Origin of the sequence: Endozoicomonas sp. (assembly GCF_051008435.1) — a bacterium.
Classification (GTDB): domain Bacteria; phylum Pseudomonadota; class Gammaproteobacteria; order Pseudomonadales; family Endozoicomonadaceae; genus Endozoicomonas_A.
In genome coordinates, this window is sequence record NZ_JBPCXO010000064.1 from 1 (window position 1) to 14,287 (window position 14,287).

14 protein-coding genes are annotated in these 14,287 nt (G+C 47.7%); 8 read left to right on the forward strand and 6 right to left on the reverse strand.

Annotated features, from left to right (window positions below; translation table 11 throughout):
- Positions 1-120: 120 nt before the first annotated feature.
- A complete protein-coding gene (locus ACR2PX_RS02935) occupies positions 121-909 on the reverse strand; it encodes a carbohydrate porin (RefSeq protein ID WP_433997864.1) in 789 nt (262 codons plus the stop codon).
- A gap of 406 nt (positions 910-1,315) precedes the next feature.
- Between ACR2PX_RS02935 and ACR2PX_RS02940 the strand changes: the two genes are divergently transcribed.
- Positions 1,316-1,828: a GNAT family N-acetyltransferase gene (locus ACR2PX_RS02940; RefSeq protein WP_433997865.1), complete on the forward strand. Its 513-nt coding sequence runs from the start codon at positions 1,316-1,318 to the stop codon at positions 1,826-1,828.
- Here ACR2PX_RS02940 and ACR2PX_RS02945 read toward each other — a convergent pair.
- Positions 1,825-2,895: a hypothetical protein gene (locus ACR2PX_RS02945; RefSeq protein ID WP_433997866.1), complete on the reverse strand. Its 1,071-nt coding sequence runs from the start codon at positions 2,893-2,895 to the stop codon at positions 1,825-1,827. The two genes, ACR2PX_RS02940 and ACR2PX_RS02945, sit on opposite strands and share 4 nt — an antisense overlap.
- A gap of 118 nt (positions 2,896-3,013) precedes the next feature.
- Here ACR2PX_RS02945 and ACR2PX_RS02950 point away from each other — a divergent pair, with 118 nt between their 5' ends.
- Positions 3,014-3,355 carry a DUF2956 domain-containing protein gene (locus tag ACR2PX_RS02950; protein ID WP_433997867.1) on the forward strand — a complete coding sequence of 114 codons (342 nt, stop codon included), beginning with the start codon at positions 3,014-3,016 and terminating at the stop codon, positions 3,353-3,355.
- A gap of 12 nt (positions 3,356-3,367) precedes the next feature.
- Here ACR2PX_RS02950 and ACR2PX_RS02955 read toward each other — a convergent pair whose 3' ends face one another.
- Positions 3,368-4,837, reverse strand: coding sequence for an SLC13 family permease (locus ACR2PX_RS02955; protein WP_433997868.1), 1,470 nt, complete (start codon positions 4,835-4,837; stop codon positions 3,368-3,370).
- Between the two features lie 220 nt (positions 4,838-5,057).
- Between ACR2PX_RS02955 and ACR2PX_RS02960 the strand changes: the two genes are divergently transcribed.
- Together ACR2PX_RS02960 and dbpA are read left to right on the forward strand one after the other, a co-directional pair.
- The gene (locus tag ACR2PX_RS02960; protein WP_433997869.1) at positions 5,058-6,626 is read left to right on the forward strand and encodes a hypothetical protein; all 1,569 of its coding nucleotides are present in this window, start codon (positions 5,058-5,060) and stop codon (positions 6,624-6,626) included.
- A gap of 95 nt (positions 6,627-6,721) precedes the next feature.
- Positions 6,722-8,101: an ATP-dependent RNA helicase DbpA gene (gene dbpA / locus ACR2PX_RS02965; RefSeq protein ID WP_433997870.1), complete on the forward strand. Its 1,380-nt coding sequence runs from the start codon at positions 6,722-6,724 to the stop codon at positions 8,099-8,101.
- A gap of 55 nt (positions 8,102-8,156) precedes the next feature.
- Here dbpA and ACR2PX_RS02970 read toward each other — a convergent pair whose 3' ends face one another.
- Both ACR2PX_RS02970 and ACR2PX_RS02975 read right to left on the reverse strand, forming a co-directional pair.
- Positions 8,157-9,596 (reverse strand): ATP-binding protein, encoded by a 1,440-nt coding sequence (locus ACR2PX_RS02970; protein WP_433997871.1) that lies wholly within the window; start codon positions 9,594-9,596, stop codon positions 8,157-8,159.
- Positions 9,597-9,640: 44 nt separating this feature from the next.
- Positions 9,641-10,390 carry a response regulator gene (locus tag ACR2PX_RS02975; protein WP_433997872.1) on the reverse strand — a complete coding sequence of 250 codons (750 nt, stop codon included), beginning with the start codon at positions 10,388-10,390 and terminating at the stop codon, positions 9,641-9,643.
- Between the two features lie 155 nt (positions 10,391-10,545).
- Between ACR2PX_RS02975 and ACR2PX_RS02980 the strand changes: the two genes are divergently transcribed.
- From ACR2PX_RS02980 to ACR2PX_RS02995, 4 genes are all read left to right on the forward strand, one after another.
- A complete protein-coding gene (locus tag ACR2PX_RS02980) occupies positions 10,546-10,974 on the forward strand; it encodes a hypothetical protein (protein ID WP_433997873.1) in 429 nt (142 codons plus the stop codon).
- Between the two features lie 136 nt (positions 10,975-11,110).
- The gene (locus tag ACR2PX_RS02985; RefSeq protein WP_433997874.1) at positions 11,111-12,268 is read left to right on the forward strand and encodes an alpha/beta hydrolase; all 1,158 of its coding nucleotides are present in this window, start codon (positions 11,111-11,113) and stop codon (positions 12,266-12,268) included.
- Positions 12,269-12,519: 251 nt separating this feature from the next.
- Positions 12,520-13,083, forward strand: coding sequence for a hypothetical protein (locus ACR2PX_RS02990; protein WP_433997875.1), 564 nt, complete (start codon positions 12,520-12,522; stop codon positions 13,081-13,083).
- Between the two features lie 30 nt (positions 13,084-13,113).
- A complete protein-coding gene (locus ACR2PX_RS02995; protein WP_433997876.1) occupies positions 13,114-13,770 on the forward strand; it encodes a hypothetical protein in 657 nt (218 codons plus the stop codon).
- A 96-nt stretch (positions 13,771-13,866) separates the two neighbouring features.
- Here ACR2PX_RS02995 and ACR2PX_RS03000 read toward each other — a convergent pair whose 3' ends face one another.
- Positions 13,867-14,229, reverse strand: a complete 363-nt coding sequence (locus ACR2PX_RS03000; RefSeq protein WP_433997877.1) for a LysR substrate-binding domain-containing protein — start codon at positions 14,227-14,229, stop codon at positions 13,867-13,869.
- Positions 14,230-14,287 lie beyond the last annotated feature (58 nt).

Consider the following 14,287-nt stretch of genomic DNA (forward strand, 5'->3'; position numbering starts at 1 on the left):
TAGGTGCATTTTTCGTCAAAAACTCCTTTTTCAGAAAGCTAAACGATCAGACAGCTTTTTCTACCCCTTGTGCGGTAAGCATTTCAGCACCACCCATTTCCAGCAGGGGGTGCTGAATAGTTACAAATTCAGAGTAGTGGTTGCAGATAAACCGTAGCGATGAGAAAGGTCATAGACCTCACCCGTTTCTGTATTGGTCACACTGACAGAATCTTTATTCGCTTCATATTCACCACCAAAGCTGACACTGACAAAACCATCAGCACTCAGGTAATTGACCGCAGGTCGAATCATGAAGCTGTTATTATCCGATTCAATGATTTTGTTACCATCATCCAGGTAATCCGTTGAGCCACTAAGAACACCACTGGTATCGCCATAAACGGTGGAGACTTCTGCAGTCCAGTTGCCATATTCACCCACGACTCGAGCCTGACCTGCATCATCACTACGACCACGGCCCTCTTTTGCCATGTAGTAATAGATGCCGTCACCAATACCATCAGAACCTGCGGCATAGAATACCGCCACATCTTTACCCAGAGGGAATAGATCCATGGCTTCATATCGACCAATCTGGAACATCCAGGCGTCTTTCATACCAAAACCGAAGTAAACATCATCCACTTCCACTTTGCCGTCGGTACGAATCAAAGGCTGAGCTCTTGCCGTTACAAATGCACCATTATCTTGTGTATTCATCCAGGCAACATCCAATAGAAAACGAGAATCATCGCCCAGTTGTGTATTGGTTTTATCGTCTCTGCCAACACCTTGGTCGTTATTAATAACGTCAAAGTTAATTTCAGCATCACCACCAATGGTTAAAGTACCATCAGAAGAAGTCCAAGCTGCCATAGCAGACGAAGAGGCCATTAATACAGCAGTGGCCAGAAGCGTCTTTTTCATTAGAGGTCTCTTTTAAGGAGTTAACAACTACAAACTGATGTGTGCTCAGTTCAAATCTATTGACTAACCGACAGGCGAATTAAAGCCCCGACACCTGCCGGCAATCATTTAATCAACAAAAGATTATCCCTGAATACTATTGGGAAGAGACTGAATAGCCAATATCGAAGAAAAGCATCTATTGATTCAAATCATGTTTGCCTTATCGGCTTTTTTCATACCCTGATTGAAAACCTCAATCCTTCATTTCATTCACTCAATATTAAGAAAGAGTTAATAACTGATTGTTTTCATCTTTCTTCATAAGTTTCGCTTTAAAAATTAAGGTATGTTTTCCTCAAAAAGAGCTTTATGATCAGCCTGAATTGACCCGCTGCTTGCAGCAGTACTAGAAGTTCGAGCACCGATGACTGAGAAAACAGCGCAAATAACAACCATCTGGTATCTGGCGATGACGTCGCCTTCCGAGTTGATCAGAAAACCATTACCCGACAGTGGGTTTGAAGTACGAGAATGTTCTGAGGATTTATTTGAGTACAACCGATTTCTGTATGAGTTTGTGGGCAAACATTGGGAGTGGACAGACAAACTCACCTGGACAGAGCAACAGTGGCAGGACTATGTTGAATCCGCCAACTTGAGAACCTGGGTACTCTACAAATCAGGCAGTCCTGCCGGATACTTTGAATTGCAGAAAAAGTCAGAAGATATCGTTGAACTGGCCTACTTTGGTCTGGCCAAATCCTTTATCGGTCAGGGATTGGGAAGCGGCTTCCTTTGCAAGGCCATAGAAGAAGCCTGGAGCTGGGGAGCAAAAAAAGTTCAGGTTAATACTTGTTCTCTGGATCACCCCAGCGCTCTGGATAACTACAAGGCTCGAGGATTCAAACTGGAAAATACGGTTGAGAAGCCTGCTTAATCCTGAGGTTCAAAGTCCTCTTCATCTTCTTCTGACTGGGAAGGTGGTTCGTAATAATCCACTTTCCCCAAATCATAGAAATACCAGGCATCGCCCGATTGAGTCTGTGGATAAACCAGTTCATTAATAATATAAACCAGATTATCCACCGCTCTCTTCTCCCTGATCAGATAAACAAACGGACTGGAATGCACCATAAAGCTATAGAGATCGGGACCGGTATTCGCTATGGCAAACACTACAGAGCCATTATGATTTACAATCAACCAGGCATGGGATGATAGCTGAGGTAAAGCATCTGCCAGAGAGAATTCGACGCTACTGTATGCAGACTGTCTGTACTGATAAGCCTTGATCCAGCTCTGAATCATAGAAAATACTGAACCACCATAACCGTTTAACTGCCTCACCCTGAGCCATAATGGAAGCGTAAAAAAACTTGCCGATAATGGATCCAGAGACCAGTTAACCAATACCCCTAATTGAGCCAGACTGGCCTGTTTTTCTATTGCCCGTGACACAAACTCTTCTATGACTGAATCACTGCCAGTCAGTTCAATCATTTGATTTTGATCAAGGGAAGGCCTCAGGTCTATCTGTTGGCAAAATGCTACCACTGTATTCAGGCAGGCCATTGCGCCACCCAGAATCGCCTGATTGACCATGGCAACATATCCCAGTACAGAGGCCGTTCCGTAGAAAAGTTGATCCATAGCATCCAGGCCAGCTCTTAAAGGGTTACAGCGGTTTCTGGCTTTATCCGCGTTTTCATCTGGCAACATATACCAATTGCCCGGGTCTTCCCCGGCAGGATAAAACCGGCGATTTCTGGGTGCAGGCAAAAAATGATTACAGGCTCCCCCACATCCCTTGGGACAGGCAACGGTTTCCCCTAGCAGGAAATCGTCGACGTCAATAATGACATCATCTGCCTCTTCTTCCAGCTCTCCCTGCTTGTTCTGTTTTTCTTCAGGTATCCCGGATTTGTTTTTACCATCCTTCTCATCTGCCAGAACAACACCATTGAACATCATGGCCAGCAGCAATAACCGAAGCACAGTCTTCATAGCTTTTTGAAAGTATTATTATGATTGGACATTAATCTTAGAAGCCTTAGCTGATTTCGCTAGGGTCTTGTTTTATTATCCCGTTCTCCCTTCCATGCTCCAGAGACTTCAATACGATATGGCCAGACCCCAGAAAAAAGCCGATTCATCCAAAACCCATGAAGAGGCTATGTCGGTAGCCAAAGCCACCCAGCGACCGGGTCAGAGCAAAGAACAGACCAAATTGATCGCCCAGGGCATTCAGAAAGGCATTGAGCACTATAAGAAGCAACAGAAAGCCAAAGCCCGGGAACTCGACAAGCACCTGAAGAAAGTCAAAAGACAGGTTGAGAATCCTGTTACAGAGACTGAAACCATTACTGAGGAAGTGACCCGCTATAAACAGCATTGGTTGCCCTGGCTGCTATTGGGCCTCAGCTGGGCAACCTTTGCCGCTTATTTGTTCCTGTCCGGAGTCTGAATATCCAGACAGCTAGAAAACCCTGTCCACCAGCAGGGAGCACAACACAGTGATGATAATGATACCCGCCAGATTCAGCAGCAGGCCGCTTCGCACCATCTGACGAATTGACAGCATACCGGAACCAAACACAATAGCGTTGGGCGGCGTGGCCACGGGTAGCATAAAGGCGCAACTGGCCGCAATGGCCGCTGGAATAGCCAGAACTTCCGGGTCCAGCCCAAGAGAGACAGCCAACGCTCCCAACGGCGGCAAGAAGGCTGCGGTAGTAGCCGTATTACTGGTAATTTCAGTCAGGAAAATAATGACAGAAACCACCAGTGCAATGGCAGCAATAGTCGGTAATCCATCCAGTACCTGAAAGTTACTCGCTATCCATTCCGCCAGTCCGGTTTTACGGATAATGGCTGCCAGACTGAGACCACCACCAAACAGCAGAAGAACATCCCAGGGCAATCTGCGAATGTCTTTCCAATTAAGAAGAAAGTCGAGCTTATCTCCCCACCGCACGGGAATGATAAACATCAGCAAGCCGCCTGTGAGTGCAATGGCCGTGTCGGTCAGCTGTATCCCCGGCATAAAACCGGACAGCCAGGGTCTGAAAACCCAGCATAAAGCGGTCGAGGTAAAAATCACTGCCACCCACTTTTCAGCCCGGCTGAGGGAGCCCATGGAGGCCAGTTGTTCTTTTAAAGACTGCCGTACGGACTCGCTTTCTCCCGGGCGGAGCTTATAGCCTCCTGAACTGAGCCACCAGCCGGTCACCACCAGCATCAGCAAAGTGGCCGGCAAGCCAATCAACATCCATTGAGCAAAACCAATTTCAATGCCGTATTGTTCGCTGAGAAAGGCCGCCAGCAAAGCATTGGGCGGCGTTCCAATCAAAGTGCCAAAGCCACCAATAGAAGCGCCATAGGCTATAGCCAGAAGCAAAGCCGCAGGAAAATGACCATGAGAGCCTCGCTCATCGTTCATCATTTTGATGACCGACATACCGATAGGGAGCATCATGATTGCCGTGGCCGTATTGGACACCCACATACTGATAAATGCGGTCGCGAGCATAAATCCTATGACTTGCCGACGCTCTCCGGTTCCTGATGCGAGCATGGTCAGCAGAGCAATTCGACGATGCAGGTTCCAGCGCTCCATAGCCAGCCCCAGCATGAATCCCCCCAGAAACAAATAGATGACTGGGTGGGCATAAGCCGAAGCCGCTTTATCCAGAGATACCAGCCCCACCAGCGGAGCCAGTAGCAGTGGTAGCAGTGCCGTCACTGGAATGGGCAGTATTTCCAGAGACCAGAACACGGCCATCATGAGGGCCAGACCTGCGCATTGCCAGGCGGCAACGGGCATACTCTCAGGTGCAGGCAATACCAGTGTCATGACAAACAGGGCTCCCCCTGCGATCAGCCCAAGTAGCCAGATGAAGGGGTTGGCCCCCGCTTCCAGCTCTGTCGAGGTGGATTGTTTGCTCATGGTCTGTTCCTGAGAAGTATTCTGTTTATAAGTCGGTCACTTCCCTGAATTATTCACAAGTCCACTTTCAAAAAGCGAAAGTACAATTCTCCTCATGATTGGTAAACGGTCATTCTAACCAGTTGCTTTCTGAGCAATATGGCGATCTATCTTCTACCCTCATTCCCATTACAACCAAATAAAATCATGAATGACTGCAGCAATGGACTCCTGTTTATCTGTGAAACCTTTTTCTATCAAGACGGCTGGCATTGTCAGCCTCCTATTGATGCTGTTTGCTGTTATGGCCTCGTCTGCCCCGAAAGCAAGAGCAGCAGACAAACCTCCCTGCGACAAACCCTTGTGTAGAGAACACAAAGTGGCCATGGAGCCAAACGGCATTGGGGGGCATTATTGCCTGCAGTGTATGCAGGACATGATTAATCAGCAGGAAGATGAGCAAGAGGCACAATTAACACAGCTGCATGCAGATGAAACGCTTCCAATGGAAACCGGCTCAAATCCGGATGATAAGGATAAAGATGAGGTTGATACGTTAACTGACCAGATGGATCGCTCCCGCTTGTTACGAGACCCAGGACAGGCATCGGGTGGCTATGTAGCCTCTTCAACCATGGTAGGTACTGGTTCCGGCTTATCTTTGCCAGCCGGTGCCAAATACAGTTTTGACACCACTCTGGTTCACAAAGGCAGTGTCCCCACTCACGATGACTCTCATACCAATCTGGGCGTGGAAGTAGCATCCGATGTATCAGCAACCCCTCACCTCCCAGGTGAGGATGATCCATCTCCCAAAGAGCCTGATACCCCCATGGTTTATCAAGCTCCCATGACTCAATACCATACGTCGTCTGAACCTCAGTTTATGTCCGCTCCGGTACAGGTTTCAGAAGGCTCTTCTGTTGCACACAATCTTATTAAACTGCTTAAGCAAGAAGGTTACGGCACTTCAGGCAGTGGAGGCTCAGTACTGCCCAGTGGGGAAGGAATGTTACTGATGAGAGGCGACGCTGAACTGAATGCCCTGATCTCTATATTGTCGGGTTTTAATATCGAATTAGCAGCTCACTCACTCTCTGAACTCAAGACGCTCCTGCTTTCAGATAAAAAAGTCATTATCCGGATGATACAAAAAGATGGGACCATTACCGTTATCCACATACACCCGGTGGAAAACAATCAGGCTCTGATTATTACAGAAGTGGGCATGCAAAGTGTCCCGGTCAATATCGATGAGATAATTACTCTTCTCAATACCTTTCTGGTAAATGAGGAAGTGACATTGCTGACTCTATTCACCCACGCAGGCGTTACTGACAGTTTACCGACGGCTCCTCTTCACCAGACACAAGGTGCTTCAACCCCTGCTTCACTGACGACAGCCATCATTGAATACATTCAGCAGCAGCTGAAGTTTTCTGCACCTCAGCTTCCTCCTGCCATACACAATGATGCTATTTACGAGCTTCAGGCAACCCATGATCAGGCCAGTCTTGCACTATTAATGCCCACTTATGGCTTCCAACCAGGATCAGAGGAAGGAACTTCTTTGCAAAACATTGAAGAGCTCAGTGCAACACAAACGTCTTTTATGGCTCAATTGATTGCTCCAAACCAACAAGCCACCGTTATCAATTTTCAACCTGACTCAACAGGTGGTGTCACGCTCACCCTGTCAGGGCAACACTTTGTCATAGACAGGAGAGATGTAGGTCAGTTTTTTGACTGGATTATCAACCAGTTCAGACCTGTAGTGCGGATTTTTATTCTGGCAGCTCTTTTTATATAAAAAGGCTGTTCTCTCATGGGTATACTCCACACCCACGCTTTTTCGCTAGCTCTGTTATACTCCGTGCCCCGAATTTCCATATCAACGAGACCACCTTGAGCACACATCCTTTTTCCGAATTGCCGCTGCCCGAAGCGCTGCTGAGCAACCTGGAGCAGATTGGCTACCGGGAAATGACCCCTATCCAGCAAAAGAGCTTACCTCTGGCCATGGCCGGCAGGGACTTGATCGCCAAAGCCAAAACCGGCAGTGGCAAAACGGCAGCCTTTGCTATTGGAATGCTTCTGGGGATTGAGCAACGCTTTTTTGGTTGCCAGGGTCTGGTACTTTGCCCTACCCGCGAGCTGGCTACCCAGGTAGCCAATGAGATCCGAAAACTGGCTCGCTATCGCCAGAACATCAAGGTCGTGACTCTGTGCGGTGGTCAACCAATAGGTCCTCAGATTGGATCTCTGGCTCATGGCGCTCATATTGTTGTCGGTACACCGGGCAGGATTCAGGACCACCTACGTAAGCAAACGCTTACTATCGATCAAATAAAGACAGTAGTGCTGGATGAAGCGGATCGAATGCTGGATATGGGCTTCATTGAAGCCATTGAGAACATTCTGACTCACACTCCGTCTGACCGGCAAACGCTGCTGTATTCGGCCACTTATCCTAAACAGATCAGAGCGCTCAGCAAACAGTTCCAGACTAAGCCTGAAGAGGTGACTGTCGAGTCATTGCATACTCACCAACACATTCAGCAGTTTTTCTATCAAGCGGAGAATGGTGACAAGCCAGAAACTCTCTGTAAGCTGCTGAATCATTATCAACCCGCCTCTGCCGTGATTTTCTGTAATACCAAGCAGACCTGTAAGGAAGTGGGTACCCACCTTTATGAGCAGGGTTATAAGCCACTGGTGCTCCACGGTGACTTGGAACAGCGGGAACGGGATCAGATGCTGGTACGCTTTTCAAACCAGAGTGCTGACATTCTGATTGCCACCGATGTGGCAGCCCGAGGTCTGGACATTGATGATCTGGCAGCCGTCATTAACTATGACCTCAGTCGTGATCCAGAAATCCATGTTCACAGAGTCGGTCGAACAGGCCGTGCCGGTAAAGAAGGGCTGGCTTTGAATCTTCACACCTCCCGTGAACAATACAAGCTAGATGAGATTGCTGACATCCTGCGGACTGAGCTCACTTTTGGTGATCATAAAGCTCTAAAGCCCTCAACACAGCCACCTTCCAAAGCGCCTATGGTGACTCTGGCCATTGATGGCGGGAAAAAGAACAAGGTACGTCCTGGAGACATTCTGGGAGCCCTGACAGGCGACGCCGGTATTCCGGGGGATCAGGTCGGCAAAATCAATATCTTTGATTTCGTCGCTTATGTGGCCATAAAGAGAGACAGCGGTCGCAAGGCGTTAGCCCAGCTGGAACAAGGTAAAATCAAAGGTCGCAGGTTTAAAATCAGAAGGCTCTAAGAGCCTGAGCCAGAAGTGCTTGAGTGGGCTCTTTTCTGCAAAGAGCCCATAACCGTTACTGCACAGGACACAGCACGGTTACCAATAGTCCCTTCTCATTATTTTCCAGCCTGATCTCACCGCCATGGCTGTGAATAATATTGCGGGCTATCGATAATCCCAGCCCCATACCACCGGTATCACGATTACGTGACTCTTCGAGCCTGACAAAAGGTTCGAAGACTTTTTCCATAGTGTCTTCTGGTATTCCCGGTCCATGGTCCTGAATCAATATTTTGACAGCCCCTTCCTGCTGACCCAGAGCAACACTGACCGAGGTTCCATACTTCACACCATTTTCGATCAGGTTTCGCAGAGCTCTTTTCAAACTCACCAACCGACATGACATGATCACTTCCGGGCTTTCCTTAAACTGAACGTCATGCCCCATCGCTACCATATCTTCGCAGAGGCTATCCAGCAGAGCATTAAGATCGACTTTTCGGGTCTTCTCTTTATCGGATGCCTGTCGCATAAAGGCCAGAGTCGCTTCTGACATTTGCTGCATTTCATCCAGTGTTGCCAGCATCTGCCTGCGATCCTCCGACTCTTCCATCATCTCTACCCTCAGTCGCATAGTCGTGATGGGGGTGCGAAGATCATGGGATAAAGCAGCCAGCATACGGGTACGATCAGACACGAATCGCTGCATTCTTTCATTCATCAAGTTAAAGGACTGAATCGTCTCACGAATATCTCCCGGCCCCTCTTCTCTTAAAGGCTCCACATTTTCCCCTAAACCGAGTCGATGGGAAGCGGCCGACAACTTTTTCATAGGGCGCGTGATCCTTCTGACCATAAAAATGACCGCCAGCAGGACACACAAAACTGAAATACTCATAAACAACAGAGTCTGCTTAAGCAACACTCTTGGAATGGGGGGTGATCGAGTCAGCAAGTTCAGCCACTGACCATTATTCAGCTTGATAGAAACTTCCAGAAACACCAGTTTCTTTCCCTTATGCTTACGCCACTCCCGATACTTCTCCGATTTTTTCCAATGCTCTATCCGATCATCTCTGGATCTCTCTGACTTGTGCCCCTGTTCGCTATGACTAAAGCTAGACCGCTCTGATCGACCCCAATGCTCCTTCCGGTCATAGTCGAACCAGTCACTTTCATTTCTCTCCAGATCGACCCGGACTCGTCCTTGATACTCAGGGCCCAGCTCTTTCAATAAATACTTAATCGCGCCTATTCTGGCCCTGTGTCCTGATTCCTTATGAACCATACTGTGGTCGCTGAGAAGTACTTTTTCATTACGGGTGTCGGATGCCTTGAGAATGGATCGATGCAGACTTTCAGGACTCAATTCCAACAGTTCCACCAGCGTTACTACCCGCCTGAGCAATGCGCCCTGATTGATGTCATCGACTGCACGGTTATAGGCGGCACTTAAAATGAATGTGCTGATCACGACCGACAGTGTCAACGCTACCAGTACCAGGGAAACCATCTGCCCCGCCAAACTGGACGGCCATAGTCTTTTTATCCACCGAATCAAAGTTCTGATACCTCAGCCGTAAAACTGTAGCCCCCACCCCAGACCGTTTTAATCAGGGAAGGACTCTTGGGATCGGGCTCAATCTTCTTGCGCAAACGGCTAATCTGGTTATCAATGCTGCGGTCAAATGGCAGGGCTTCTCGTCCCTTGGTCATGTCCAGCAATTGATCCCGGCTCAATACTTTACGGGAGTGACCCAGAAAAACTTCCAGCAGTCTGAACTCTGCGGTGCTCAATGGCACCAGCAAACCGTCTCTTCGCTCCAACTGTTGCTGGTGAATATCCAGTACCCAGCCAGCAAATGTTTTTTTACTGGCCTCTGCAGGCTTTCTATCCAGGCTGGGTAAATGCTCCAGACGCCTGAGTACGGCTTTGATTCTGGCCAGTAATTCTCTGGGGCTGAATGGCTTTGAGACATAATCGTCTGCTCCCATTTCCAGCCCTACGATAGTGTCAGTTTCTTCCCCCAGAGCTGTCAGCATAATAACAGGAGGGCCCCCTTGCTCTTTCAGGGTACGACACAGGCTCAGGCCATCTTCCTCTGGCATCATCACATCCAGGACGACCAGGTCCACTGAATGATTCTCCAGAACCTTGCGCATTTTCCTGCCACCCTCCGCCAGGCTGACTTCATAGCCATGCTGTCCAAGGTATTTGCCTAACAGGTCGCGAATTTCACTGTGGTCATCGACCACCAGAATATGTTTTCTATGCCCCATAGTGCTGACGCCAGAACTGTATTTCATTCGATTATATGCAGTTGTCTAAAGAAATATGTATCAAATCTTGTCAAACAACCCGACTGATACAATTTGCGACAATTTAGGCGAGTCAGGGGACATTTCTGAGACATCCTCAGGCTTTAATGAGGATCGTAGAAACCTTATTGGAGAAACACCTGATGAATCGCAAACTCCCTGTCGCTGCTGCCTTTGTTAGCCTATTCACCGCCACTTCCGCACTGGCCTGGTGGGGTGATGATGACAAGAACAGCTCAGAGAAACACGAAGGTCGCTATGAGCACCGCGAATGCGGAAAAAAAGGCAAACATGGCGTGAGAGGAGAGCACGGGCGCAAGGAAATGAAAGCATTCATGAAACGCGAATTCACTGCGGATGAAATCCGCACTCTGGCCTCTGCGCGTTTGCTTATGAAAGGCAACCCTAACGTCAAAGTCGGTGAAATCAAAGCCAATGACAAAGGGTATTCCGTTTCCATCGTGACCAGGGATGATTCATTGGTGAAAGAACTGACACTGGCAAAAAATGGCATGCCACTGGAGCGGTTCGAAAGAATTCAGGAACGCATGGCAAAGAAGGAGAAAAAATAATTCCTGTTATTTCTATGTTTAGTGTGTGCTTAGCAGTTGCCCGGAAACATCCGGGCATTTTTTTCACGTCTATGAAGATAATATGAGCTGGGCGGGATAGATGAATCTGTTGGTCAAGACATTCAAGGAAACGACAATGCGCCAAAAATCAGGTCTCCTGGTTGTTGCCCTGACATTGGCTCTGACTGGCTGTGTACAACCTCCAGACTCACCGGCATTCAAGCCTTCACAACAGACTCCAAAGTGTACTCAGGAGAGCTTTGACCTCTACATTGAGGAAACCCGAAACTGGCTAGATGCCAACAGGGCTTTCATAACCAATGATCATGAAAAAGAAATCAATGCTAACGCCCCCTTTGAATTGAAGCCTGAAAAAACTCTCCATAAAACCAAAGGTGTTCTACTGGTCCATGGATTAGGGGACTCCCCATACTCTTTCATTGATATTGCTCCGCTACTTGCCGAACAGGGCTTTCTGGTTCGGGTCATTTTGCTGCCCGGACACGGTTCAAAACCGGCAGATTTGATGAATGTTGAAGTGGCCGACTGGATTAACGCTGTTGAACACCATACTCAGCTCTTGAAGTCAGAAGTTGATGAAGTCTGGCTGGGTGGATTTTCTACCGGTGGCAACCTGGTGACCAGCTATGCCATTGATGATAAAAGTATCGAAGGCCTGCTGCTTTTTTCTCCAGCCTTCCAATCAGACAGCAGCCTTGTAGCACTGGCCCCAATTGCCTCAAAGTTTCTGGACTGGGCAGACATAGACCCTGTCGATAACTATGTCCGGTATGACTCTCTCACTTTCAATGCGGCTGGTGTGTATTACCAAACCAGCAAGCGTGTCAGAGATCAACTCGAGGCGACCCAGTTTAACCGCCCCGTTTTAGTCACTTTAAGTGCAGACGACAGTGCCCTTGATTCTCAAGCGATCCTTGGTCTCTTTGAATCACGCTTCACACACCCTGATAGCAAACTGATCTGGTACAGCAACGAGTCTGACAGCCGTGACTCACGCGTCAATCAACTGAACTCCAGACTGCCGAAACATAAGATCAGCAATATTTCACACATGGCCCCTTTATTTGCACCGGATAATACCCATTATGGAATCAATGGGGCTTATCGAATGTGTAACAATGGTGAAGACGGATTGGAAGCAGACTGCCGCAATGAAGAAGATGTCTGGTATTCCGCTTTTGGTTATACAGAAGAAGGAAAGCTTCATGCCCGGCTGACCTGGAATCCATACTTTGAGGAGCTGGCTTCAGAGTTGAAACAAATCACAAGGTAACGGCTCACTGGTCTGAGTAAACGAGAATAAATTAATCTGCTGCCGGACCGAAAAGCAGACTCGCCTAAAATCTAAATATACGACTAAAACAGTCTTTAACTCTGTTTGTATCATTCAACTCTATCCAGAACACCGCACTCCAATAAAAATACAGTCATACATTCACTTTATTCTCATCGGCTGACTATAGGTCCGGAACATTCTCCTACACTTTACCTTTCATGCTGACTGTTACCTCCACAGGCAAAACCATGAAAAAGATCCACAAACGTCTATCTCCCTGGCTCCCCTTACTGATAACAATGCTGTTTTTTTCCTCGACCAATCAGGCACTGGATATCAAACCTAAAGCAACACTGGGTTCCATCCAAAAAGTGACTGTTCAGTCAGACCAGAAACAGAGCGCTCCAGTCACACTGGCTAAGACCCTGCCCCCTTCCGTTGGCCTGTCTTTCTGCCCGAAAAATACAGGCATCAAAAACCATCTCTGTCTGACCTGGCTAAACAAAAACCGGCAGATTGAAATGGCGTACAGTGCCGCCCCTGTCAGTAAACCCGAAGAGCTAACGGGAGCATTCAAGACGCTACCACCCGCTTTCAAGGAGCACGATAAAATACCAGAAACTTTACTGGGGGTTGCCGCAACGCCCTATAAAGGCGGCTTTGTTCTGGCTTATCTGACGGGAAAAGATAAAACGGGAGATCTTCCAGACCTGAGCCACTATGACCCTCAAAGAGTCGAAGTTTTAAAGGCCTCTGTGGCTGACAGTCATCTCTATCTGGCTATTGCCATATTGAAACAAAGTGGCAAATAATACAAATGGTCCATCAGCCGATCCAGTAAAGTGGATACCGATGCCTCCGGAGACATTATTGCAGGAACACCATCAGTGGCGGTTATCGGTGACAGAATCAACCTGGCATACAGCACTTATTCACACGACAGTGAACAGCCAACCAGTGAAGTGATTGAAATAAGCGATGTCTCTCAAATAGGCAGGAATCAGCATATTTCTGGTTTGAGTGTCTCTCACCCAATAGAGACTGCGCCAGCACCTCAGTTGCTGAATATTCCAGAGAATACTTTTAATTATGCGGCCTATGCTGATGCCAGCAGTCAAAAGATGAAAATTTCACTGCAAACCAAGCCTCAAGCCCAATTTAACGACTCCTCGATACCTGAACCTGTTATCCCGGCATCCTGGCTCTACCATTTTAATCAGATCGATATGCAAGAGGCTTATCTGGTCACTCTTCTGATGACGGATACCCAGGGAAAGAATCTTCTGTTCTCACTGTATCCAGATATTTTTGATGGACAGGAAGGGTGGAGCAGTATCAGGAAACTGACTACGGGTTCCGTTGCCATCAGCTCTTCAGAAGCTGTTTTTCCCGGAGAACAGCCGGCCATCATTATGCCCGGACTGAACCTGAACGATTTCACGCTTTCGCTGCAGGTTTTCTCTATCACGGAAGAAGAAATTCAATCAACCCAAGTTTAAAAATCCTGCAAACTGGCCCACTGTTGAGATGACAGAAGGCTTTTGTTGGGATGAGAAAGCTTTAAAAAAGGAAGCTAAAGCTAACAAGTCAACTTTTTATTCCAGTGAATCAGACAGCGATGACTCAGGAGTTTCGTCCAGATAAGACGACTTGCACTCCTCTCTAAGCCACTCAGCAAACTTCTGTGCAGCCCCATGATTTATGGATCTCTGGGGCATAACCAGAAAATAAGAAAACGACGATGCTAGTTCAATATCAAACAGCTTGACCAGGCTTCCCTGCTCAAGTTCCTTTTGTACCAGTGACGCCCTGCCAAGAGCAATGCCTTGTCCGTCCTTCGCTGCTTCAAGCAACAAACTGGCATCTGAAATCTGGACACCATAACGAACCTCTAGGAGCCTGACCGAGAATAGGTTATTCAGATATCCAAAATCACAAAATGAGCAAAAAACATCCATATCTCCGACGTGATTTGCTCATTTTTACAGATTGGCAGCCTTTTACCGCCTTTATGCT

Excerpts from the sequence above, each read along its gene's own strand:
- ACR2PX_RS02935 (WP_433997864.1), bottom strand. The coding sequence starts at position 909 with ATGAAAAAGACGCTTCTGGCCACTGCTGTATTAATGGCCTCTTCGTCT.
- ACR2PX_RS02940 (WP_433997865.1), top strand. The coding sequence starts at position 1,316 with ATGACTGAGAAAACAGCGCAAATAACAACCATCTGGTATCTGGCGATG.
- ACR2PX_RS02945 (WP_433997866.1), bottom strand. The coding sequence starts at position 2,895 with ATGAAGACTGTGCTTCGGTTATTGCTGCTGGCCATGATGTTCAATGGT.
- ACR2PX_RS02950 (WP_433997867.1), top strand. The coding sequence starts at position 3,014 with ATGGCCAGACCCCAGAAAAAAGCCGATTCATCCAAAACCCATGAAGAG.
- ACR2PX_RS02955 (WP_433997868.1), bottom strand. The coding sequence starts at position 4,837 with ATGAGCAAACAATCCACCTCGACAGAGCTGGAAGCGGGGGCCAACCCC.
- ACR2PX_RS02970 (WP_433997871.1), bottom strand. The coding sequence starts at position 9,596 with ATGGTTTCCCTGGTACTGGTAGCGTTGACACTGTCGGTCGTGATCAGC.
- ACR2PX_RS02975 (WP_433997872.1), bottom strand. The coding sequence starts at position 10,390 with ATGAAATACAGTTCTGGCGTCAGCACTATGGGGCATAGAAAACATATT.
- ACR2PX_RS02980 (WP_433997873.1), top strand. The coding sequence starts at position 10,546 with ATGAATCGCAAACTCCCTGTCGCTGCTGCCTTTGTTAGCCTATTCACC.
- ACR2PX_RS02985 (WP_433997874.1), top strand. The coding sequence starts at position 11,111 with ATGCGCCAAAAATCAGGTCTCCTGGTTGTTGCCCTGACATTGGCTCTG.
- ACR2PX_RS02990 (WP_433997875.1), top strand. The coding sequence starts at position 12,520 with ATGAAAAAGATCCACAAACGTCTATCTCCCTGGCTCCCCTTACTGATA.
- ACR2PX_RS03000 (WP_433997877.1), bottom strand. The coding sequence starts at position 14,229 with ATGGATGTTTTTTGCTCATTTTGTGATTTTGGATATCTGAATAACCTA.